Here is a 24,130-nt window from a genome sequence, read left to right on the forward strand (position 1 = left end):
TATTTTTTGAGAAAGCTCGCGCCCGCTTTAAATTACCGCAGTAGAAACGGGCGCTTCCGCTTTTGGTTATTACGTCCAGCTCCAGCGCCCAGCGACTAGCGAGACTTCCCTCGCCTTCGTACGATAAGTCAACATCGACTCCCTACGGTCGCCGTGTTTCCTTTATCTCCTACGTAGGAATGTTCGACCCGTCGAACCACCCCAAAGTTCGGGGCGCAGTCCGTACGTCGCTAACCGGGCGCTTGCGCTTTTGGTTATTTCACAAGTTCTTTCTTTTCTATTGTTTTCACTTTGATAATATAGCGATTTACTGCATTCAAAAATGCTGATGCTGATGCTTGCAGTACATCTTGGGCTGAACCTCTGCCATTTACGGTTTCGCCATTTACAATTAGTTGAACATGGGATTCTGCTAAAGCATCCTTCCCTCCACCAACTGAGTTCAACTGGTAGTCAACTAGTTTTACATCTTCTGCAACTAAACTATCAATGGTTTGATACAACGCTTCAACACTACCTGGCGCAGAGCAAGAATTCTCGACAACATCTCCAGATGGTGTTTTTAAAACGACAGTCGCTGTTGGGACATTCTCTGTTCCATATTGAACTTGGAAGTTCTCCAACTGGTACTTGCTAACTGCAGAAGAATCCGTCTTGACTTCCATCGCAATCGTGTATAAATCATCATCAGTAACTTCTTTTTTATGATCGGTTAGCTTTTTGAATTGATCAAAGGCTTGCTTTAATTCATCCTCTGTAAAATCAATTCCAAATTCTTTTACTCGATCCTTAAACGCATGGCGACCAGAGTGTTTTCCTAAAAATAGATTGTTCGAGCTAACGCCAACCATTTCTGGTGTAATAATTTCATAGGTTTCCGCATTTTTCAGAACACCATCTTGATGAATTCCAGATTCATGTGCAAATGCATTTCTCCCTACAATTGCTTTATTTGCTTGCACATACATACCAGTAAGCTTGGAAACAAGGTCACTTGTACGCTTAATTTCATTTAGCTTCAAGCCCGTTTCATACGGATAAAAGTCTGAACGAATTTTTAACGCAACTGCAAGCTCTTCTAAAGAAACATTTCCAGCACGTTCGCCAATTCCATTAATCGTTCCCTCTACTTGAGTAGCACCATTTTCAACAGCTGCTATGGAGTTTGCTACTGCTAATCCAAGGTCGTTATGACAATGACAAGATAATGAAACTTGATCAATGTTCGGGACGGTTTCACGGATAAATCGGAATAGCTCGCCATATTCTTTAGGCGTTGTATATCCAACCGTATCTGGTAAATTGATGACTGTTGCACCAGCATCAATAACTTTTTCAATAATTTGAGCAAGGAAGTTCCAGTCTGAACGTGTTGCATCTTCAGCTGACCATTCGACCTCAGAAAATCTTTGCTTTGCATAGGTGACCATACTGGCAGCTGTCTCCATTACTTCCTCTGGAGTCTTCTTCAGCTTATAGGTCATGTGGATTGGTGATGTTGCTAAGAATACGTGGATTGCGGGCTTCTCCGCTCCTTTTAACGCATCCCAAGCAATATCGATATCGGATTTAACCGCTCTTGCAAGTGCAATAACGGATGTATTCTTAATCGTATCGGCGATCGCTTTTACTGCCTCAAAATCACCTTTGGAGGAAGCAGGAAATCCTGCTTCCATCCGATCAACTCCAAAGCGTTCAAGCTGTCTGGCAATTTCTAGCTTTTCTTGCTTATTCAAGTTAACCCCTGGTGATTGTTCGCCGTCTCTTAGCGTTGTATCAAAAATCTTAATTTGTGACATGAACCTTCACATCCTTCTGTTTTGATTTAACGGATTGTTTAACAAAAGGCATTAAGTCACGGAGCTCCCTTCCAACAGTCTCGATTTGATGTTTGTTTTCTTGGTTATTAATTGCATTGAATTGTGGACGACCTGCTTGGTTCTCAAGGATCCATCCTTTAGCAAATTTACCATCTTGAATATCTGTTAGAACATCTTTCATACGCGCTTTTGTATCTTCGTTTACAACACGTGGTCCAGATACGAAGTCACCCCATTGTGCTGTGTCTGAGATGGAATAACGCATGTTTTCTAGTCCACCTTCATATAGAAGATCAACGATTAGTTTCATTTCATGCATACATTCGAAGTAAGCAACTTCTGGCTGATATCCAGCTTCTACTAATGTTTCGAAACCAGATTTGATTAAGCTTGTAACCCCACCACATAGTACTGCTTGCTCACCGAACAAATCTGTTTCTGTTTCTTCTTGGAAAGACGTTTCCAAAACTCCTGCTCTTGCTGCACCAATTCCTTGTGCATATGCTAATGCAAGCTCTTTTGCATTACCTGTCACATCTTGATAAACACCGTATAGAGCAGGTACTCCTGCACCTTCTTCATACGTTCTTCTTACAAGGTGACCAGGTCCTTTAGGAGCTACTAGAAATACATCTACATCTGCTGGAGGTACAATTTGTGAAAAATGAATATTGAACCCATGAGCAAATACAAGTGCATTGCCAGCCTTTAGATTCGATTTAATGCTTTCTTCATAAACTTTCTGTTGCATTTCATCTGGAAGAAGGATCATAACAACGTCCGCTTGCTCAACAGCCTCTGCCACAGGATATACGTTAAAACCATCTTCTTCTGCTTTGGCCTGAGATTTTCCTGGTCTTAATCCGATGACAACCTCATGCCCGCTTTCACGTAGATTCAATGCATGTGCATGCCCCTGAGAACCATATCCTACTACTGCAATTTTCTTTCCTTGTAATACCTCTTTTTGGATGTCTTTTTCATAAAGTACTTTAGCCATTAATATCTTCCTCTCATTAATTAGTAGTTTTTTTATTAGTAAAGTATAAATAAATACTTAACACACAAGATTATTTGTTTTAAATCTGAACCCTTACAAAAATCAGTCAATTATAGTTTGTTTTCAATTTAGATGGATAACGAATTAAGTTCTGTTACCTGCTCTGGTTGCTGTCCTCTTAGGAATGCTGTAACACCTGTTTTCGTTAATTCCTTTATGCCATAAGGTCTGAGTAATGCAATAAGTGCATCTACTTTATCAGGACGTCCTGTAACTTGGATAATTAAGCTGTCCTTACTTACATCAATGACAGATGCTCTAAACGGAGTAATAATCCCCTGAATTTCAGCTCTTGTTTGTCCCGTACTGACGACCTTAATGAGTGCTAATTCTCTTGCAACCATTGCTTTATCTGATATGTCGGATACTTTTAATACATCAATTTGTTTGTTTAATTGCTTTGTCAGCTGTTCTAATTTCTGATCATCGCTGACTTCTACAACAAATGTCATTTTAGAGACACCCTCTACTTCAGATGCTCCAACTGAAATACTTTCAATGTTAAACTGGCGTCTGTTGAGCATTCCCGTAATCCGGTTCAGAACCCCACCACGATCCTGAACCGTAGCTGTTATGATTCGTTTCATTTTGTCACCCCAACCATCTCATGAATTCCTTTTCCTGGTGCGATCATCGGATAGACACAAGTTTGTCGTACAACGCGGAAGTCAGCAACCACCGGACCATCATAAGCGAAGATTTCTTGTAATGTTGGGATTACATCTGCTTCCTGATCAACTTTCACACCGCGGACACCATAGCTTTCTGCCAATTTCACAAAGTCCGGATTTTCAGAAAGCAATGATTCCGAATATCGTTCTTCATAAAAGCTTTCCTGCCATTGTCGCACCATTCCTAACGCCTCGTTATTCACGATAATCACTTTTACAGGAAGGTTTCTTTGCTTGATTACAGATAATTCCTGTAGCGTCATTTGGAACCCACCGTCACCAACAATCGAAACAACTAGATCATTTGGCCTTCCAAGCTGTGCACCGACTGCTGCTGGGAAACCGAAGCCCATCGTACCAAGTCCACCTGAAGTTACCCAATTATTTGGCTTATCGAATTTATAGAACTGCGCTGCCCACATTTGATGCTGACCTACATCCGTAGTAACAATCGCTTCACCATTGGATATATTGTATATTTGCTCAATCAGCCATTGTGGTGATATTGGTGCATCTGTACGTTCATACCACAGTGGATAATCCTGCTTGTTTTTCGTCAGCTTCTCAAACCATTCGAAGTTATTTTGCATTTCAATTTTACTGTCTAATAATGCAATCAAAGCCTTCTTCGCATCAGCTACAACCGGAATATCTGTTTTAATATTTTTTCCAATTTCTGCTGGGTCGATATCGATATGTGCAACTTTTGCGTTTGGAGCAAAGTCTACAATCTTTCCAGTTAATCGATCATCAAACCTCGCGCCAATATTGATTAGCAAATCGCATTCGTAAATTGCCATATTCGCTGCATATGTTCCGTGCATCCCTGCCATCCCTAGTGAAAGCTCATTCGTACCTGGGAATGTTCCTAGACCGAGAAGCGTGGTCGTAACAGGAAGCTTATATTTTTCAGCAAATTGCTTCAACTCCTTTGAAGCATCTGCAAACAATGTACCTGCACCTGCTAGCAGCAGTGGACGCTTTGCACGACTTAAGGCTTCCGCGAGCTTAACAATCTGTAATGGATTCGGGTTAATTGTCGGTTGATAACCTGGTAAATAAAAATCATCTTCAAAATCATTTAACGTAATATTCGCTGAAATATTTTTCGGTATATCAATAACGACTGGACCTGGCCTTCCTGTAGTTGCTATATGAAATGCCTCTTTAACAATTCTTGGCAAGTCAGAAACGTCGCTAACCTGGTAATTATACTTCGTTATTGGGGTTGTGATTCCCATTACATCTGCTTCTTGAAAAGCATCCGTTCCAATTACGTTTTTAGCTACCTGACCAGTAAAGATAACGAGTGGTAGTGAATCCATCATTGCATCCGTAATTCCTGTTATTAAATTCGTTGCACCTGGACCTGATGTCGCTAATACCACTCCAGGCTTTCCAGTAACACGTGCATAACCTTCTGCTGCATGTATGGATCCCTGCTCATGACGTGATAATACATGCTCAAAAGGGGTATCATTGCGGTACAATGCATCATAAATCGGTAATACTGCTCCACCCGGATAACCGAATATTGTGTCTACATTGGCATCAACTAACGTTTTAATTAATAAATCAGCACCTGTTATCAACTTTCCCTTCATTTCCACTTCGTGACTAGCCTCAACTTTCACTACTGCTACCTCCTCTATTCATATTAATTATTTAGAAAACTTGGCATTCAGCATGCTGTTGGATGAATGCCTCAGTTGCACTTCCGCTGGAAGGATAGTATAAACTTCTTCCAGCGAAAAAAGACCCTTCTCTCCCCATAATCTGCATAACATCAGAATTATTGGGGAGAAAAGAGTCCTCTTTTCACGGTACCACCCATGTTCATAGCATCCTCACGAATACTACCTTGGCAGGCTGACAAACAGCCCACTTGGATAACAGGTACAAAATGAAGCACCTGACCGAATCTAATAAAAGCTTGGTATAGGATATCTGTTCCTATGCTCTGTTCAAAACGGCACTCAGAGAAGATGTCAGAACAATATGTACTTCTGGGCTTCCAGCAACCCCAGCTCTCTGTGAATACATGTGGCATGTTCCTTTTTTCTCGTCATCGAGTTGTTGTATTTAGTTTTAAATCAACAATTACAAGATTATGAAAATTCACAGTAACAAACATAAGTCGTTATTCAGAAAAATAGGTTTGTTAATTGAATTCTTGATATTGCGGTCAATCATATAATGTTTTTCGTGAAGAGTCAAGGGGTTCCCACAAGTTTTTTGATAATTTTATTTTATCCGTCTTTTTGTATGCGTTTACAATATTGAATCTTCATGGCATTACAGAATTGTAAATTTTTTATTAAAAAAAGCTCTATCATCTGGTTTTCTAAACAGACGATAGAGCAATTCGTTATTTATTCAAATAATCTGTGACAGCACCTTTGGAAGAACAAGAAACATTATGTGCGTATTTGCCAAGTATCCCTTTACTGTACAACGGTGGAGCTACCCAGTCTTTGCGACGTCTTTCCAATTCTTCGTCTGAAAGATCGACTGATATTACTTTTTCACTCGAATCTATTGTTACCATGTCACCTTCTTGTAAGAGTGCGATCGGACCACCTACTTGTGCTTCTGGTGATATATGACCAACTACTAGCCCGTGTGTACCACCAGAAAATCTACCATCCGTCAACAGGGCAACGGACTCTCCCTTCCCTTTACCAACAAGAATACTAGATATGGAAAGCATTTCAGGCATACCTGGACCACCTTTTGGTCCAACATAACGGATAACAAGTACATCTCCATCATTAATTTCATTCGCCATTACAGCTGCAGTAGCTTCTTTTTCTGTATCGAATACACGTGCAGGTCCTGTATGACGTGTGACTTTCACCCCAGAAACTTTGGCAACCGCTCCTGTTGGCGATAAGTTCCCTTTTAGAACAATAAGTGGGCCATCTTCCCGTTTTGGATTCTCAAAAGGCATAATTACTTCTTGTCCTTCTGTGAGCGAAGGTGCATCCGCAAGGTTTTCAGCAATTGTTTTTCCAGTTATCGTTAAACAATCCCCATGTAGATAGCCGCTTTCAAGAAGCAATTTCATTACAGCTTGTACACCACCAACACGGTGTAAATCTTGCATGACAAATCGTCCACTCGGTTTCAAATCAGCAAGATGCGGTACTTTTTCCTGCATTCGATTAAAGTCATCGATTGTTAAATCTACTTCTGCTGCATGTGCAATTGCAAGCAAATGAAGAATAGCATTTGTTGAGCCTCCAAGAGCCATCACAACTGTAATTGCATTTTCAAATGCTTCTTTTGTCATAATATCTTTCGGATAAATATCGTTTTCCAACATCGAATAAACAGCTTGTCCAGCAGCTTTTACATCTTCTGCCTTCTCAGCCGATTCTGCGGGGTTAGAAGAACTTCCAGGCAGACTCATCCCCATTGCTTCTACAGCTGATGCCATTGTATTTGCCGTGTACATTCCTCCACATGCACCAGCACCTGGGCATGCACTACATTCAATTGCTTTTAATTCGTTATCATCAATATCACCATTATTGTGCTTACCAACACCTTCAAACACGGAGACAATATCAATATCTTTCCCTCGATGTGATCCAGGTGCAATCGTACCTCCATAAACAAAAACAGCAGGAACATTCGAATTAGCGATCGCAATCATACATCCCGGGATATTCTTATCACAAGCACCAATTGCAACCAGGCCATCTAAGTTCTCTGCACCTACAACCGTTTCAATCGAATCAGCAATCACGTCACGACTTGGTAACGAATATCGCATTCCTTGTGTTCCCATTGAAATTCCATCGGACACCGTAATCGTATTAAAAATTAACGGAACACCGCCGGCTTCTCGAACTCCATTTTTGGCACTAACAGCTAGTTCATCAATATGTATATTACAAGGAGTCACTTCCGCCCAAGTACTTGCTACTCCTACCATCGGCTTTTTAAAATCCTCATCGGTTACACCAACAGCACGCAACATTGCACGGTTAGGTGCTCGCATCGTTCCGTCAAAAGCATTACTCTTTATACGCAAATCTTTACTCATTTGGGGTTACCACCTTTCTTTCGAACTATTATATGACTAATCTATTTAAACTTCAATCAAATTTTTCAAATTAACCGAAAGTTCACTTCGTTGGGATTTTTTAAACGGATTCCCAGAAAATAATTTCTAATCCCACTACATAAACACATAAAGCGTTTACAAATATTAAACCTCTTTTTCCTGAAAAATATTACTTCACAAAATTTGTTGACAACAGTTGTATACTTGTTATATTGAATATCAAATATGGGTTTTTGCATCAATGAAATAATTTCTAAAAATGAATCATTCATGTATGCAAGCTATCCAAAAAAGGAGCAGTGCAACATGCTAGCAGATCAGCATTTATTAAGAATACCTGGACCAAGCCCAATTCCACCAAGTGTACAACGGGCTATGAATCAAACGATGATTGGACATCGAGGAAAAGAAACAAAAGAATTAATGCAACGAATCAAACCAAGGCTAAAGCCAGTTTTTGGAACCGAACAGGACGTGCTAATTGTTTCTGGAAGTGGTACAGCGGGATTGGAAACGGCTGTTGTTAACACAGTTAAACCAGGTGATGAAGTTCTCGTTATTGTTACTGGCGCTTTCGGTGATCGCTTTGTAAAAATTTGTGAAGCATACGGTGTTACGGTACAGCGCTATGATGTAGAGTGGGGTGCAGCATTTGATCCAGCGTACATAAAAGCATACTTACAGGATCATCCAACTATCAAGGCCGTTTTTGCTACTTATTGTGAAACATCAACTGGGATACTAAACCCGATTCAGGAATTGTGTAAGGCTGTTCACGAACAATCCAATGCGCTTGTGATTGTAGATGGTGTCTCCTGTGTTGGTGGAGTTGAAACAGAGGTGGATGCTTGGGGTATTGATTTACTCGTCACAGGTTCACAAAAGGCAATGATGCTTCCAGCAGGATTAACTTTTATTACAGTAAGTGAAAAAGCTTGGAAGGTCATTGAGAATAATGAACAAGCTCGTTTCTACTTAGATTTGAGGAAATATCGTAAGAGTCTTTCCGAAGATTCAACACCATTCACCCCTGCCCTATCCTTATTATTTGGGTTAGATCAAGTATTGAACCTTTTTGAAGAGGAAGGTCTACAAGCTGTTTATAATAGACACGAACTGATGAAAAACATGACTCGCTCAGCATTTAAAGCGATGGAGATACCTTTACTTACAGCGGATGACGTGTCATCACCGACTGTTACGGCAATCAAACCTGCTGATTTCGCTGCAGAGGATTTAAGAAAAGTAATTAAGCGTGAATTTAATTTATCGGTTGCTGGTGGTCAACAACACCTTCAAGGTGAAATTTTCCGAATTGGGCATATGGGTTATTGTTCTCCAGCAGATGTATTACAAATCATCGGTATTATGGAAATCGGCATAAAGAAGATTGGTAAAAATATTGAGTTGGGACAAGGAATGCGTGCTGCTCAGGAAGTCTATCTGCAACAGGAGGTACTTGCATAATGTTTAACATTTTAATTAGCGATCCGCTTAGCGAGGATGGTATCAGACCATTACGTGAAGCACCAAATATGAATCTTGTCAATGAGACAAATTTAAGCACAGAAGAGCTAGAAGATCGGATTGGTGAATTTGATGCACTGCTCGTCCGAAGTCAAACACAGGTAACACGAGAATTAATAAACAAAGCAACAAGGTTAAAAATTATTGGACGTGCTGGAGTTGGTGTTGATAATATCGACCTTGATGCAGCAACGGAAAATGGAATAATCGTCGTTAATGCACCAAATGGAAATACCAATTCAGCCGCAGAGCACACAATTGCGATGCTTATGTCATTATCACGGAATATCCCACAAGCCTACCATGCTTTGAAACACAAAAAATGGGATCGTAAAAAGTATGTCGGTGTGGAACTGAAAAATAAAACCCTTGGTGTGGTTGGATTAGGAAGAATCGGAGCCGAAGTTGCATTTCGTGCAAAAGGCCAGCGCATGAACGTTGTTGCTTATGACCCATTTCTAACAAAAGAAAGAGCAGATAAAATGGGAATTGGCTATGGCACACTTGAAGAAGTTATTGAGCAAGCAGACTTTATCACCGTTCATACGCCATTGATGAAAGAAACAAGACATCTAATTAACGCTGAAGCCTTTGAACGTATGAAGCAAGGTGTTCACATTATTAACTGTGCTCGTGGTGGAATTATTGATGAAGATGCACTGTATGATGCAATTGTTTCGAAAAAAGTAGCAGGAGCAGCATTAGATGTTTTTGAAGAAGAGCCTTTTATCGATCATAAATTATTAGAGCTGCCAGAAGTGGTTGCTACACCACATTTAGGTGCTAGTACCATTGAAGCACAGGAAATTGTTGCTGTTGATGTTAGTCACGACGTGCTTAGCTTTTTGAATGGAGATGTGGTGAAAAATCCGGTTAACCTCCCATCCGTTCCAGGTGAGCTTATGCATAAGATTGAACCTTATTTCCATCTAGCAGAGAAATTAGGAGGGTTTCTAATTGATTTGACGAAGGAAGTAGCAGAAGAAATAAATATTTCGTACTCTGGCGACTTGTCCGATATGGAAGTAGCACCATTAACGCGTAATACAATTAAAGGGATTTTAAAACGCCACTTAGGTGATCACGTTAATGATGTCAATGCATTATATCTGGCAAATAAAAAAGGGATTGTCGTTAATGAAAACAAAACCTCTTCAACAAAAGGGTTCACGAATCTAATTACAGTTGAAGTAAAAAGCAAGTCAGGAACACGTAAAGTTGCCGGCACTTTGCTAAACGGATTCGGACCGCGCATCGTAAAAGTGGATGAATATAGTGTCGACGTTACCCCAGAAGGTCATCTAGTTGTTATCCAGCATGTTGACCAGCCTGGAGTTATCGGTCGAATGGGAAGCACCATTGCGAAGCACCAAATTAATATCGCTACCATGCAAGTAGACCGCTCTGATATCGGCGGCAACGCAATTATGGTATTGACGATTGATAAACATTTAGAAGAAGAAGCAATGGAAGAATTAAAGAGTCTTGAAGAAATTAAAGAAGTAACACCAATTGATTTATAAATGTTCAAAGCACACAGTCATCGTTCGTGACTGTGTGCTTTTCTGTTCTGCTTATGATTCAAGGATTGGCAAAAGCTCTAATAAGCTTTTAATTTCATATGTTGGTTTGACTTCTCCTGCTTCTCTTTCGTGACGATTCAGCCATACAGATGTTATACCACACCTTACTGCGCCTAGTATATCCGTATTCAAGTTATCCCCTACCATAATCACTTCATCTTTATCAAGCGAAAGTAACTGCAACGCATGCTCAAAGATCGTTGGATCCGGCTTACCTTTTCCAAAATCACCCGAAATAACAATTTGATCAAAATACGATACTAATTCAGGCGTTAATGTAAGCTTTGTATTTTGTAAATCTGGAGATCCATTCGTTAACATCAGGAGTTGGTAATTCCCCTTCAGTTTATCCAATACTTGTATCGTATCATCGAATAAAAGAGCTGTTTTCATCCTTTCACGCGGAAAAGCTTCTGCCAATTCTAGGCCGAATTCTGGATCATCAATCCCGAGCTCCTTTAATCCCTCTGTCCATGACTCTCTGCGATACGCAGGGGCAATTTCCTTCAATTTAGCAAACGCTTCTCCTTCATCCAAAAAGTTTGCCCATAATCCTTCGAATGGGTTAATCCCTATCATCTGTGTAAATTCATATGTATCATACGAAGCGTAAAGTTTTCTAGCATGCTCCCTAACAGTAGTCTCCAGCTCATTTGCATCGACACCATACCTCTCTGCTGCCAGTGCACATGTCCTTTCAAACGCATTTTTTACACTTCTTTCATCCCATAATAATGTATCATCTAAGTCAAAAAATACTGCTTTAAACATTTTCCAGCTCCTTTAAACCTTTTTTTCATTTTAACATATCGCAATAAAACTAACTTAACAAAATTAATTAAAAATTAAGTCTTGCACAAATTCTAAATATCTATTATGATATATAGAAACTTTTAAAACAACAAGGAGATAATTGATATGGAAGACAAAACAATTCGCTTACAACTGAGTGAGACAAAAAAAGAGAAGCCCAATTCTGATCAGCTTATTTTTGGCAGAGCTTTTACAGATCATATGTTTGTTATGGATTATTCTGATCCATTAGGGTGGCATAATGCGAGCATTGTACCATATCAACCTCTAATGATCGATCCTTCCGCCATGATATTTCATTATGGTCAATCCGTTTTTGAAGGATTAAAAGCGTTTCGTACGGCTGATGGAGAAGTACAATTGTTTAGACCACAAAAAAACTTTGAACGTTTAAACCTTTCTAGTGATCGACTTTGCATTCCACCGATTGATGAGGAATTTGCACTAAAAGCAATCAAACAGCTCGTAACAGTAGATAAAGAATGGGTTCCTGATGCTGAAGGAACATCGCTTTATATTCGCCCATTTATTATTTCAACTGAACCATATCTCGGAGTTGCGCCATCACGCCATTATAAATTCATTGTTATTCTATCACCTGTTGGCGCGTACTACAAAGAAGGGATCAATCCTGTTAAGATTGCTGTTGAAAACAAGTATGTTCGTGCAGTTAAAGGTGGTACTGGAGAAGCAAAAACCGGTGGAAACTACGCTGCAAGCTTAAAAGCGCAAGAGGATGTTTCCAAAGAAGGATTCGCACAGGTTCTTTGGCTAGATGGTGTCGAACAGAAATATGTCGAAGAAGTTGGAAGCATGAACGTATTCTTCAAAATCGGTGGAGAAGTGGTAACACCTAAGCTTAATGGAAGTATCCTTGCTGGAGTAACAAGAAACTCTGTAATTGAACTACTAAAACACTGGGGTATTCCCGTATCGGAACGTCGCATTTCCATGGAGGAATTATATCAGGCTCACCAGGATGGATTATTGGAAGAAGCATTTGGTTCAGGAACCGCTGCAGTTATTTCTCCGATTGGCCAACTAACATGGGATGGCAAAGATATGGTCATCAATGGAGGAAATACTGGTGAAATTTCCCAAAAGGTTTATGATACAATTACCGGGATCCAATACGGTAAAGTAGAAGATCCATTTAACTGGATTGTGAAAGTAGAAGCAAAAAGCGCTGTTAAACATTAATTCGAAAAAGAAATCGGCAGGATGTCGGTTTCTTTTTTTGTGGATAGAAACAAATATCCGTTAAAAAGGGATACCCCGCACTTTCAAGAGGTATCCCCCATTAATTCTAACTAATTATTTCTATTTGTCATACTCTCTTCAGCTATTTTGATCATTCGTTTGACCATTTCGCCGCCCACCGAACCGTTTTCACGTGCAGTCGTATCAGCTCCAAGTTCTACATTGAGCTCATTTGCAATTTCTTCCTTCATGTTGTCCACTGCATTTTCCGCACCAGGCACTAACAATTGATTTCTGTTGTTACGAGCCATCATTGATCACTCCTCGGTGTAGTTGAACAGAATGAACCTGCTCCATTTTATTATTTATCGTTAACCTAATTTCTATACTTGGTCTAAAAGAGACATCTGCCTCATATATTAACGTTGCATGTATTTATTACATATATAAAAGGAGGTTAGATTGCATGGCACACAGCATCCATCATGTCGAACTAAATATGCCGATTAAAAGGATTTGGAATTTTGTTAGCGACATGAATAACTGGGCACCTCTCGTACCAGGATATGCTGAACATGAAATTATCAATGACAGGCAATCAATATGGAAACTACATGGTGATATCGGCGTGGTGCAAAAAGATGTAAATGTGAAGGTCAAAATCACCGAATGGATAGAACCATCACACATTACATTTCAATTAAGTGGATCAAGCGAAAATTGGATTGGTGGCGGATATTTTAAAGCAATACCATTAACGCATACAAAAACGCAAATAATCGGTAGCTTGAATATCACGGTTAAAGGCATGATGGGAGCGATGGTTAATCCCGTTTTAAAAACAGTCGTACCAAAAGTCGGCAAAGAATTCACGGAAAAGGTTGCGGCAAAAATTGCAGCATTGGAAAAAGTAACTGCAACTGTATAGGATGTTAGCTTACACGGATTCTCCTTGAATCCGTGTTTTTATATTTCCTTTCCTATTTGTGCTATTTACTCAAACGCTTGCCAATGATAAAGTTAAGAAGGTTAGCTTGAGAAGGAAAGGAAATAATCGAATGAAAAGAATAAAACAGAATAAAGCGACGATTGAATACCTCTATATTATTCTTGGTGCAACACTTGTTGGACTAGCCTATAATATATTTTTTCTTCCTGCAAGACTTGCGGCTGGAGGCATGTCAGGGGTCAGTACCATATTATTTGAAATATACGCATTCAGTCCAGCACTCGTACAATTAGTCATTAATATCCCAATCTTTTTTATCGGTTGGATGGCATTAGGAAGAGACTTTAGCTTTAAGACACTGTTAGGCACATTTTGGGTTCCTTTTGTAATTTTTCTATCAGCGGATATTCCTATCGAAATTACAAATCCATTTCTTGGAGCGCTATATGGTGGGATTATACTCGGAGTTGGACTAGGTATTGTTTATAAAGGAAACGGATCAACAGGAGGAACCGCTGCGATTGCTCAGATCGTAAAGAAGTTCACTGGTATATCGAGCGGTTATTCACAGTTTATTGTAGATGGACTTGTCGTAATTGCATCAATTATCGTCTTTAGTTTAGAACTTACGTTGTTTGCACTATTAGCAATTTACATTAGTGGGAAGGCAATCGATTTTGTCCAATTACGAACTGCAGCTACGAAGTTAATTTTAATCATTACGGATGAGGAGGAAAAAATCCAAAACCTTATTCATGAAGGGATCGATCGTGGGTTGACGAAGGTTCGATCTGTCGGAGGTTATTCTAATCTTGATAAAACCATGATCCTCTGTGTAACCGAACAACAAGAGGCAGTGCACTTAAAGAAACTGCTACAAAAAGAAGCACCTACAACCTTTGTTATTTTTATAAATGCATCCGAAATTTTAGGACGTGGCTTCACGTTAGATCGGTATTATGGACAGAAATTATAGAGTAATTATGGAGGCATGCATTGGGCATGCCTCCTTTTGTTATACCGTTGTCAGATCAACTGCTTTATTCAAATCGAGACTTTTCAAAATCTCTGTTTTAATCTCTGCTAATTGCTTGCTCCCCCTTGCCCGAGGACGTTTTTCTTCCAACTTAATTTCTTTTGTAATCTCCCCAGGTTGCCCGCGAAGAATGATAATACGATCGCATAAATAGGTTGCCTCATCAATATCATGCGTAACGAGTACAATCGTTGTTTGGTAAGCCTTCCAAATGGAGAGTAACAAATCTTGTAATTGCATCTTCGTAAAAGCATCCAATGCACTAAACGGTTCATCTAATAGTAATATTTCTGGGGAAGTTACTAATGCGCGCGCTATGGCAACACGCTGTGCCATGCCACCAGATAACTGTTTCGGATACAGTTTTTCATTCCCACTTAATCCAACTTTCTCCAAATACTGCTTTCCAAGCTGTTCTTTTTCCTGCTTCTCTCCAGTAAGTCCGAATGTGACATTTCCAAGAACGGTTAGCCAAGGAAATAATCGAGGTTCTTGAAAAATAAACCCTGTCTCACGATGAATCATTTTCGATGTTTTTCCATTAATCGAAATTTCTCCATCGTACTCATTATCCAATCCAGAAATCGCTCGTAGTAATGTACTTTTCCCGCAACCACTCGTTCCAAGCAGTCCAATAATTTCACCTGGCTTAGCAGAAAATGAAACATCTGTAACGGCTGGAATCCCATTGAAAACTCTCCCTACGTTTCTTAATTCTAAGCTCATTTTTACCCCCCTAATTACAATTTAGCAACTCGATCCTGCCAGTGCAGTGCTCGTGTTTCGATTATTTTCAAAAGCCAATCGGATAGCTTTCCAATCGCTGCAAATAAAATAATACTTGCCAAGATGGTTTCGGGTGACAGCGTATTTTGACCAAGCACTAGTAAATATCCTAAACCCTGACTAGCTCCCATTAATTCTGCAGCAACTACAAACATCCAACCTAAGCCGAGACCACTCCGTAAACCTGTGAGAAATGAAGGTAGGGAGGCGGGTAAAATGATTCTCCTAACCAATTGAAATGCATTTAACCCATTAATGCTTCCTACTTCAATTAATTTACGATCAACCCCAATAATGCCACTGATTATATTTAAATAGACAGGAAAAAACACACCAACTGAAATCATTGTGATTTTCGATGTTTCTCCAATTCCCATCCATAAAATAAATAATGGCACCCATGCAAGTGATGGTATCGAGCGAAACGCTTGAATCATCGGGTCGAGTAGCCGTTCTGCCTTTTGGTAGAACCCTACAAATGAACCTAGAATCACAGCTGCAATAGTCCCAAGAATGAAACCAGCAAATACACGATAAGTTGTGATACCAATATGCCCTGCTAATGTCCCATCCTGGCCTAAACCGATAATTGTTCCAAGAACTACGGACGGAGAAGGAAGCATATACGATGGAAATACTCCTAGTCTACTGAATATTTCCCAAGCAATTATAAGAAATGCCGGTATGATACTACCTAACAGGAGATGTTCTACATTAAATTTCTTTTTTGTTCTCTTTTTTGCAGAATCTTTATCATGAACAAGAACTGATGGAACGTTTCCTTGTATTTTCTCCATTTCATTTCTCCCCCCCATTCATTATTCAATTCTGCCTATCGTTTCTTCTGCAAAGGATGATTCAATTAATTCATTAGTAAGTTCTTCAATATTAGCTTCCGCATCAATAACATCGCTTACTTGCAGGATTTTACCGGCTTCAATCAATGCTTCTTCATGAACAGAGCTTGGCACAGCTTCGGAGAAATCATTACGTTCCAATGTTAAAAGCGCTACATCAAGTGACATCTCCGCTTCATTTGCTAATATTTCAGCCGCTTCCTCAGGATTTTCAATTGTCCATTCTCTTGCCTTTTCATAGGCATCGATTACAAGGTTGACATAATCCGGATAGTTCTCTGCAAAGTCTTCTCTAACATTTAAGAATCCGTACGTATTAAAGTCAATATTACGATAGAATAATTCGGCATCTGTTTCCAATTCAACACGGGCCATATTCGGATCCAAACCTGCCCATGCATCAACTGAACCTTGTGATAATGCTGATGCACCGTCACCATGTTGAAGATTAACGATTTCCACATCATTTGTTGATACACCAGCTTCATTTAATGCACGTAATAAGAAAATATAAGGATCCGTCCCTAATGTCGCAGCTACTTTCTTTCCTTCCAAATCATTCACTGTAGTTATTCCAGTATCTGGATTAGCTAAAAGTGCTGTCCATTCGGGATTTGAGTAGATGTACACATTCTTTATTGGTGATCCGTTTGCTTTAGATATTAATGCGGCAGCTCCTGCAGTTGAGCCAAAGTCGACGCTGTTACTATTTAAAAACTCTAGTGCTTTATTACTTCCTTGACTTAATACCCACTCAACTTCTATTCCTTCCTCCTTTAATGTCTCTTCCAGCCAACCAAACTCCTTTAACACTAAACTTGTTGGTGAATAGTAAGCATAGTCAAGGCGGATTTTTTCTGGTTTTCCATCTGTACTTGCACTTGAAGAACATGCTGTAGTAATGAATAAAACAAAACAAATCAGCACCAACATTAAATAACTTTTTCTGAACATTTCTTTCTCCCCTCCGTTATTAAAGTAAGCTTAGCCTTGCCCCGCTAAGTTCGTCTTTCTGCTTGCAATTAAGGCCTGATGAATATCGGCTTTAATATCCTCTACATCTTCTAACCCTACAGAAATTCGAATTTGTTCTGGTGTGACACCAGTCATCTGCTGCTCTTCTGCTGATAGTCTAGAATGGGTCGTACTCGCAGGGTGTATCACAAGCGATTTTGAATCGCCTACATTTGCAACATGGGATAAAAGCTTAACGGATTGAATAAAAGCTTTTGCTGTTTCCAGTCCACCTTTTATTCCAAATGTAAATATTGATCCCGATCCTTTAGGTAAATAGGTTTTAGCAAGCTCATACTGATCGTTTTCTGATAAACTCGGGTAGTTTACCCATGTTACGTGTTCATGCTCATTTAAAAAAGCAGCAATTTGTTTTGCATTTTCGACATGCAGTTTCATTCGTAATGGCAATGATTCAAGGCCTTGAATAAATAGCCATCCATTAAAAGGAGATAAAGTCATCCCCAGATTCTGCCCGAGATCAAATCTTGCTTTCGCAATGAATGCACTCTCTGTATTCAATTCAAGATAAGACTGGTGATTCAAAGCTGGTAATGGTGTCGTAAACTCGGGAAAATTACCATTTGCCCAATCAAACTTCCCTGCATCTACAATAATTCCGCCAATTGATGTCCCATGTCCACCAATAAATTTCGTTGTCGAGTGGACAACAATATCCGCACCAAACGTTATTGGCTGTTGGAGATATGGTGTCGTAAATGTAGAATCAACAACTAACGGTAAATCATGGTTATGCGCTATCTTACTGATCGCTTGGATATCAGCGATTTGTAACCCTGGATTGCCGATTGTTTCTGTGTAAATTGCTTTCGTTTTTTCGTTAATTGCATCGGCTATTTCTGAAAAATTCGTCCCATCGACGAAACGAACGGTAACTCCAAAGCGTTTAAATGTTTCAGCGAAAAGCGTATATGTTCCACCGTATAATGCATTAGTTGCTACGATCTCATCACCAACTTTTGCTAACGTTAATAAGGCGATTGTGATAGCCGATTGCCCTGAAGAAACCGCAAATGCATCAACACCACCTTCTAATTCTGCTAACCTTTTTTCCAGAACCCGATTCGTTGGATTCGCATTACGGGAATAGATATATCCCTCCTCTTGCATTTGAAAAAGAGATGCCGCGTGATCCGTACTTTCAAACCCATAGGATGTTGTTTGGTAAATCGGTACTGCTCTAGCATGTGTCACGGCATCAAGCTCTTGCCCTCCATGTTGAGCAATTGTATTAAAATTTAATGTACCTTGATTTTCATTAGTCACTTTTATTTCTCCTTTTAATAAAATTTCATTATAATCTAAGGTCACCAAATAAATTAAAATTCATTATACCCATAGATTAACTAGGTTTAATTCATAAAAAAATCCCTTTTAATATTAGCTTTTAAAAACAAACCCTCTTCCACCAAGAAGAGAGTTTGTCTTATCACGTACACCTCTCCCTATCTTCCAAGCTCACGACTTACTGGAATTGGCACCTTGCTACTCAACTTCTACTGTAACGATGCCACAGGATCATTAGATCAGATTCCTATCCTGACTCTCGATAAGGACTTCTCACCATTAAATTATTTTTACGTGTGTTATCCGCGAACAAGTTCATGCAAATTCTCAAGTTCATTACCTAAAAACTTTGCTACTTCTAACATGCCATATTTTCCACTTTTTGCTTCTGCTTCACTATTGTAATTCGTATTCGTATTAATATCATATGTGTATACATTTCCGTCTTTATCCTCGATAAACTCAATGCCTGCAACTCGGATATTATTTGCTGCTAAAACACGTTCGTATTTTTCTAAAACTGGGTGATCAAAGCCCTCACGTATTTGAAATTTAGCTGGCTGTGAACTTTCTTCTCCTACCGGGCAAAAAAGATCATCGATCGTACATGCATCTGCCGGGCATAATTCGAATCCTTCAGATGTATCCACACGTACCGCGTAAAGGAATTTCCCATTTACAAACTCACAGCGTGTGATATAGGACTCTGGGGATTCAATATACTCCTGTAGTAGTGTAACTCCGTCAACCGGCTCTTCAAACGTATCCCCTTCTACATAATTTTGTAGCGCGCTTGCAGAAGTAAATAATTGTACACCTAGACCTTTTCCAGCACGATTATGCTTCGTTATAAATTTCTTCCCTTCAAATGCCTGTGCTGCTTTTAAAATATTCTCTTTTCCAACAGCGGCAATTGTTTTTGGTGTCTTTACTCCATACTTTTCCAGCTCCAGATATTGTAGAACTTTACTTACTTCAAGCTGTAGTGCACGACTGCCGTTTATTACAGTTCTTCCATGATGCTCTAACCATGCAAGTACAGCATTCGTTAATTCTGGGGCAAACCGATTTCCACGTGTATGTGACGAAGCACTCATTCGGTTGTAAAAAATCCCCTCTGGAGGTGCTACACTAAGATCAACCGTGCCACTATCAAGCAACCAATCTTCATAAGGTAAATTAAGCTCCTTTAATCGATTGATTAAATGCGCTGTCCATTCATTATTTTCGTGAATTACATATATTTTACTCATTTATTATTCTCCCTTAACTAAATATTTGTTAATGATTTACGCAATTCTTCTACCTTAGGCATTACTTGCTTTGCAAACCGTTCTAATTCTTCCAGCTGTGGTGAGCATTGTAATAATAGTTGGTCTACACCGACTTCCTCATAGGCTAAAATTCGCTTTGCAATTTGTTCTGGTGTTCCGACAAGATTCGGACGCAAGCCACGATTTGATACCGAATAATCTTGCAGTTTAAGCTGCTGTTCAAGCTCCGATTTCGTTGTAAAATCCTTCATTCCTGCATAACCAGCTGCATCTTTAACTGTCGTAATGCGTTTTAACTCTTCCTGCGCCTCTTCCTCTGTATCTCGGCAAATAACATAGGCAGCCATACTAAATGATTGTAGCGCTTCTCCCCCAGCCTGCTTTCTTCGATCCTTCATGTCGGTAACCTTAACTTTCACTTCTTCCACAGTTCCCCCATGCATCACATAAGCATCACAGTAGGATGTGATAACTTGCTTACCTTTCTCACTTTCTCCACCGGCATATAAAATTGGATTTGGACGCTGAATTGGCTTTGGTGATAGGTTTGTATTGTCGATTTTATAAAACTTTCCATCATAAGAGAACGTCTCTTCTGTCCATAAGCCTTTGAGAACTTCTAGAAATTCACTTGTACGATCATAGCGATCATTATGCTCTGTAAATTCCCCACCATATTGCTTTGCCTCCTCTTCCCACCAGCCAGAGACAACATTTAAGGTAAACCGCCCATTACTAATATGATCAATATTCGCAGCCATTTTAGCGGTTACCGCAGGATTATGAAATACTGGACGTACAGCAGTCATAATTTCAATTTTTTCTGTAACTGCTGCTAATGCTGCCGCTGTTGACCAAGCTTCAATCGAATCAGCATCTATCCCTTTAATATCATTCAAATATAATTCAGCAATTAACGTTGTATCATAACCCCATTTTTCTGCCTGCTGAATGACTTCTTTTGCATAATCAAATGTTGGTGGCATATTTTCATTCTCTACATTTCTTAACCACCCACCAAAAATCGGTAACCAAAATCCATACTTCATCGTTCCATCTCCCCCTAAAATCTAATCAATAAAAAAAACCTCTATTCTTCGATAAGAATAGAGGTTTGACATAACGTACAATGCTTTCTCTTTCTTATCTTCCAAGCAGTCTGCTTGATGGAATTAGCACAGTACTCTATAAACAGAACCTGTTGCCGAGGTTTCCTTGGGCCATGTCCCTCCACCTCTCGCGATAAGATACATCAAGTAATTTAGTTGTTGGTTGAATAATAATATAAAACTTATGAAATGTCAATCAATTAATTCTTATAATCCTTAGTTGACTTGTTGGAATAAATATATTAGAATATATCCAACAATTAAAAATTCTTATCAAGAGAAGCTGAGGGAACTGGCCCTATGACGCTTCAGCAACCCCTAACCATTGTTAGAAAGGTGCTAATTCCAGCGAGATTTTTTCTTGAGAGATAAGAGCTGATAAATGATTACGTGTACCCTCTTTTCTCTTTCTAGAAGAAAAGGGGGTTTTTTATTGAAATGATACTTTTAGAAAGAAATAATTCAAAACCAACAAATTAAAATATAAAGGAGAATGTTTACATGAGCGAAATTGTTATTCTATCCGGTAGTCCGTCCGAGTTTTCTAGATCTGAGCAGGTGCTGAAATATTTAGGTACCTTATTAAAAAACGAGCACTTTTCAGTGACCCATATCTCCGTAAAAGATGTACCCTATGAGGATTTATTTCAAGGGGATTTCAATAGTCCAGCCGTTAAGGATATTGCAGCAACGATTCAACAGGCTAGAGGTTTGATTGTTGGATCCCCTGTATATAAAGGCGCATATTCAGGCGTACTAAAAGCGTTGATTGATATTTTGCCACAAGACGTATTAAAACATAAGCCGGTACTACCACTGATGACAGGTGGAAGTGCATCTCACCTTTTAGCTGTGGAATATACGTTGAAGCCAGTACTTGCAACATTGAAGGCACATAATTTAAAAGGCCTTTACCTACTTGATGGTCAAATTGACAAACAAAGCGTAAATCCAATTATCGACGATGAAGTTTTACAACGTACAAAAAAGCAACTCTATTACTTTATCCAACTCGTAAACAATCCAGCCTTAGCTGAAGCAGTAACGTATTAATTTAGGGAGTGGAAGAAATAATGACGAGAAAAAGAATTTTTTTAAATGCCTTCGATATGAATACACCCGGGCATCAGTCACCTGGATTGTGGGCCCATCCGGAAGATCAATCCCATCGATATAAAGATAGTGAATATTGGATCGACCTTGCTAAAACATTAGAAAAAGGTAGATTCGATGCAGTTTTTATTGCGGATGTATTAGGAACCTATGATGTCTACGGGGAATCTCGTGATGCTGCAGTGAGAAATGGGACACAATCACCGGTGAATGACCCATTTCTAATTGTTCCATACATGGCAGCAGTGACTAAGCACCTCGGTTTCGGAATAACTGCTTCAGTGACACATGAGCATCCATATACATTTGCCCGTAAAATCAGTACATTAGATCATTTAACAAATGGACGTATCGGCTGGAATATCGTTACATCTTATTTAAAAAGCGCAGCTGTCAATATGGGATTAGAAGATCAGATTAATCATGATGAACGCTATAATATTGCCGATGAATATTTGGAAGTTTGCTATAAGCTTTGGGAAGAAAGCTGGGAAGATAATGCCGTAAAGCTTGATAAAGAAAATCGCATTTATACAGATCCAAGTAAAGTTCATGATATTAACCACCAAGGAAAATATTACCAGGTTCCTGGTGCTCACCTATGTGAGCCTTCTCCACAGCGGACACCTGTTCTTTATCAGGCTGGCGCATCCAAAAAAGGGCGTGCTTTTGCTGCTAACAATGCGGAGCTTGTTTTCATTGGCGCACCAACGATTGCAACAGCAAAGGCAACCGTGGATAAACTGCAAGCAGATATTGAACGGGCAGGAAGATCTAGAGAAGAAGTAAAAATCCTTACGATGTTTGTTCCGATTGTTGGTAAAACAGAAGCAGAGGCTAAAGAAAAATACAAAGACTATCAACAATATATAAGTGCAGAAGGCGCATTAGCATTATTCGGAGGCTGGACTGGAGTCGATTTATCCCAATATGCGAAGGATCAAGAAATCAGTTATATCGAAAATGACTCGATTCGATCCGCACTTGAAAATTTCACAAAAATCCATCCTGATCGACCATCTACAGTAGAAGATGTTATCCAAACCATTGGTATTGGTGGTATGGGAGCAACGGCAATTGGTTCTCCCGAACAGGTCGCAGACGAGATGGAGCGATGGGTGAACGAAGCTGGTATAGACGGCTTTAACATTGCGTATGCCATAACTCCAGGGTCTTTTAAAGATTTCGTCGAGCTTGTCGTACCTGTTTTACAAGAAAGAGGGCTTGTGCAAACCGAATATGAAGGAAGTACTTTAAGAGATAACTTATTTGGAAAAGGCGACAAGCTCCTTGACACACATCCTGGAAGGCAAAAATTGCTTGTAAAGCAGTAATAACTAAAAAAGCGTGCCATTTCACTATAGGCATGCTTTTTTAGTGGTGTGTTTATCGATTAATGTCTATGTTGCTCACTATGTATTACTTCATCCAAGAATGTTTCCGATTTCGTGTGATCATGTTCATCACAATAATAAACAACTGTTATTATTTTATGGGAAATATCACATACATACGAATATCTAAGAAGATTCTTCATGTATGAAACCTCATGAGAACCAACTTCCAATACTGTTGTATCCGTACTATATTCTACCCAATTATGGTGGGATTCCTTATCATTATTCTCATGCTCGATTACTTCTGCAGTCACTGTGTTAAAACACACCGCTAAGACAATTACAGGAAGAATAACCACAGCAAAAATCAATTTTTTCATCAACTCACCTACTAATTTAAAAATCATTCTAAAAGTAATTTCTACTATTTCGAATGAAAATATACACAAAGAATCAATTATTCGACGTACACAACCTGTGTTTGATAACACATAGAGTCTTAAGGCAGGTTTAAATACTAAAATCAAAACCACCAGTGTGAACTGGTGGTTTGTTCTGCGGCTGAAAGCCTCTTTTGCCGGCCTCGGCCTAAAAGGCCCAC

At 39.4% G+C, this 24,130-nt stretch carries 21 protein-coding genes and 3 riboswitches; of the genes, 7 read left to right on the forward strand and 14 right to left on the reverse strand.

Annotated features, from left to right (window positions below; translation table 11 throughout):
• Window positions 1-254: 254 nt before the first annotated feature.
• From F1560_RS04470 to ilvD, 5 genes are all read right to left on the reverse strand, one after another.
• Complete coding sequence (locus tag F1560_RS04470) at window positions 255-1,799, reverse strand: 2-isopropylmalate synthase (RefSeq protein WP_149473443.1); 1,545 nt, start codon at window positions 1,797-1,799, stop codon at window positions 255-257.
• Window positions 1,786-2,820, reverse strand: a complete 1,035-nt coding sequence (gene ilvC, locus F1560_RS04475; protein ID WP_149473444.1) for a ketol-acid reductoisomerase — start codon at window positions 2,818-2,820, stop codon at window positions 1,786-1,788. The genes F1560_RS04470 and ilvC overlap by 14 nt, the downstream gene beginning before the upstream one ends.
• A 128-nt stretch (window positions 2,821-2,948) precedes the next feature.
• Window positions 2,949-3,467 carry an acetolactate synthase small subunit gene (gene ilvN / locus F1560_RS04480; RefSeq protein ID WP_149473445.1) on the reverse strand — a complete coding sequence of 173 codons (519 nt, stop codon included), beginning with the start codon at window positions 3,465-3,467 and terminating at the stop codon, window positions 2,949-2,951.
• A complete protein-coding gene (ilvB, locus tag F1560_RS04485) occupies window positions 3,464-5,155 on the reverse strand; it encodes a biosynthetic-type acetolactate synthase large subunit (protein WP_245347900.1) in 1,692 nt (563 codons plus the stop codon). The genes ilvN and ilvB overlap by 4 nt, the downstream gene beginning before the upstream one ends.
• 764 nt (window positions 5,156-5,919) lie before the next feature.
• Window positions 5,920-7,602, reverse strand: a complete 1,683-nt coding sequence (gene ilvD, locus F1560_RS04490; RefSeq protein ID WP_149473447.1) for a dihydroxy-acid dehydratase — start codon at window positions 7,600-7,602, stop codon at window positions 5,920-5,922.
• A gap of 327 nt (window positions 7,603-7,929) precedes the next feature.
• Between ilvD and F1560_RS04495 the strand changes: the two genes are divergently transcribed.
• Complete coding sequence (locus F1560_RS04495; RefSeq protein WP_149473448.1) at window positions 7,930-9,090, forward strand: pyridoxal-phosphate-dependent aminotransferase family protein; 1,161 nt, start codon at window positions 7,930-7,932, stop codon at window positions 9,088-9,090.
• On the forward strand, window positions 9,087-10,673 hold the full coding sequence (gene serA / locus F1560_RS04500; RefSeq protein WP_149473449.1) for a phosphoglycerate dehydrogenase: 1,587 nt from the start codon (window positions 9,087-9,089) through the stop codon (window positions 10,671-10,673). The genes F1560_RS04495 and serA overlap by 4 nt, the downstream gene beginning before the upstream one ends.
• A gap of 51 nt (window positions 10,674-10,724) precedes the next feature.
• Here serA and F1560_RS04505 read toward each other — a convergent pair whose 3' ends face one another.
• A complete protein-coding gene (locus tag F1560_RS04505; RefSeq protein WP_149473450.1) occupies window positions 10,725-11,504 on the reverse strand; it encodes an HAD family hydrolase in 780 nt (259 codons plus the stop codon).
• A 147-nt stretch (window positions 11,505-11,651) separates the two neighbouring features.
• On the opposite strand from F1560_RS04505, the gene F1560_RS04510 reads away from it, so the two are divergent.
• Entirely contained in the window at window positions 11,652-12,746 is a 1,095-nt protein-coding gene (locus tag F1560_RS04510) for a branched-chain amino acid aminotransferase (protein ID WP_149473451.1), read from the forward strand.
• Between the two features lie 110 nt (window positions 12,747-12,856).
• On the opposite strand, the gene F1560_RS04515 is transcribed toward F1560_RS04510, so the two are convergent.
• On the reverse strand, window positions 12,857-13,057 hold the full coding sequence (locus F1560_RS04515; RefSeq protein ID WP_149473452.1) for an alpha/beta-type small acid-soluble spore protein: 201 nt from the start codon (window positions 13,055-13,057) through the stop codon (window positions 12,857-12,859).
• 155 nt (window positions 13,058-13,212) lie between these two features.
• Between F1560_RS04515 and F1560_RS04520 the strand changes: the two genes are divergently transcribed.
• Window positions 13,213-13,674 (forward strand): SRPBCC family protein, encoded by a 462-nt coding sequence (locus tag F1560_RS04520; RefSeq protein WP_149473453.1) that lies wholly within the window; start codon window positions 13,213-13,215, stop codon window positions 13,672-13,674.
• A gap of 130 nt (window positions 13,675-13,804) precedes the next feature.
• On the forward strand, window positions 13,805-14,671 hold the full coding sequence (locus F1560_RS04525) for a YitT family protein (RefSeq protein ID WP_149473454.1): 867 nt from the start codon (window positions 13,805-13,807) through the stop codon (window positions 14,669-14,671).
• Window positions 14,672-14,710: 39 nt separating this feature from the next.
• On the opposite strand, the gene F1560_RS04530 is transcribed toward F1560_RS04525, so the two are convergent.
• The 6 genes from F1560_RS04530 to F1560_RS04555 form a co-directional block, all read right to left on the reverse strand.
• Window positions 14,711-15,457 carry an ABC transporter ATP-binding protein gene (locus F1560_RS04530; RefSeq protein WP_149473455.1) on the reverse strand — a complete coding sequence of 249 codons (747 nt, stop codon included), beginning with the start codon at window positions 15,455-15,457 and terminating at the stop codon, window positions 14,711-14,713.
• A 14-nt stretch (window positions 15,458-15,471) separates the two neighbouring features.
• On the reverse strand, window positions 15,472-16,314 hold the full coding sequence (locus F1560_RS04535) for an ABC transporter permease (protein WP_149473456.1): 843 nt from the start codon (window positions 16,312-16,314) through the stop codon (window positions 15,472-15,474).
• A gap of 21 nt (window positions 16,315-16,335) precedes the next feature.
• Window positions 16,336-17,328: an aliphatic sulfonate ABC transporter substrate-binding protein gene (locus tag F1560_RS04540; protein WP_149473457.1), complete on the reverse strand. Its 993-nt coding sequence runs from the start codon at window positions 17,326-17,328 to the stop codon at window positions 16,336-16,338.
• 30 nt (window positions 17,329-17,358) lie between these two features.
• Entirely contained in the window at window positions 17,359-18,675 is a 1,317-nt protein-coding gene (locus tag F1560_RS04545) for an O-acetylhomoserine aminocarboxypropyltransferase/cysteine synthase family protein (protein ID WP_149473458.1), read from the reverse strand.
• A 176-nt stretch (window positions 18,676-18,851) separates the two neighbouring features.
• Window positions 18,852-18,965, reverse strand: a riboswitch (SAM riboswitch).
• Window positions 18,966-18,995: 30 nt separating this feature from the next.
• Window positions 18,996-19,949, reverse strand: a complete 954-nt coding sequence (locus tag F1560_RS04550; protein WP_149473459.1) for an ATP-grasp domain-containing protein — start codon at window positions 19,947-19,949, stop codon at window positions 18,996-18,998.
• 17 nt (window positions 19,950-19,966) lie between these two features.
• The gene (locus tag F1560_RS04555; protein ID WP_149473460.1) at window positions 19,967-21,019 is read right to left on the reverse strand and encodes an LLM class flavin-dependent oxidoreductase; all 1,053 of its coding nucleotides are present in this window, start codon (window positions 21,017-21,019) and stop codon (window positions 19,967-19,969) included.
• A 91-nt stretch (window positions 21,020-21,110) separates the two neighbouring features.
• Window positions 21,111-21,219: riboswitch (SAM riboswitch) on the reverse strand.
• A gap of 127 nt (window positions 21,220-21,346) precedes the next feature.
• Window positions 21,347-21,454: riboswitch (SAM riboswitch) on the forward strand.
• Between the two features lie 126 nt (window positions 21,455-21,580).
• On the opposite strand from F1560_RS04555, the gene ssuE reads away from it, so the two are divergent.
• Both ssuE and F1560_RS04565 read left to right on the forward strand, forming a co-directional pair.
• Complete coding sequence (ssuE, locus tag F1560_RS04560) at window positions 21,581-22,132, forward strand: NADPH-dependent FMN reductase (RefSeq protein WP_149473461.1); 552 nt, start codon at window positions 21,581-21,583, stop codon at window positions 22,130-22,132.
• A 20-nt stretch (window positions 22,133-22,152) separates the two neighbouring features.
• Window positions 22,153-23,526, forward strand: coding sequence for an LLM class flavin-dependent oxidoreductase (locus tag F1560_RS04565; protein ID WP_149473462.1), 1,374 nt, complete (start codon window positions 22,153-22,155; stop codon window positions 23,524-23,526).
• Window positions 23,527-23,585: 59 nt separating this feature from the next.
• Here F1560_RS04565 and F1560_RS22280 read toward each other — a convergent pair.
• Window positions 23,586-24,130 (reverse strand): hypothetical protein (locus F1560_RS22280; RefSeq protein ID WP_223116396.1); only part of this gene is annotated, 545 nt, incomplete at its 5' end.

The organism is Oceanobacillus polygoni, from assembly GCF_008304605.1.
Classification (GTDB): Bacteria; Bacillota; Bacilli; order Bacillales; family Amphibacillaceae; genus Oceanobacillus; species Oceanobacillus polygoni.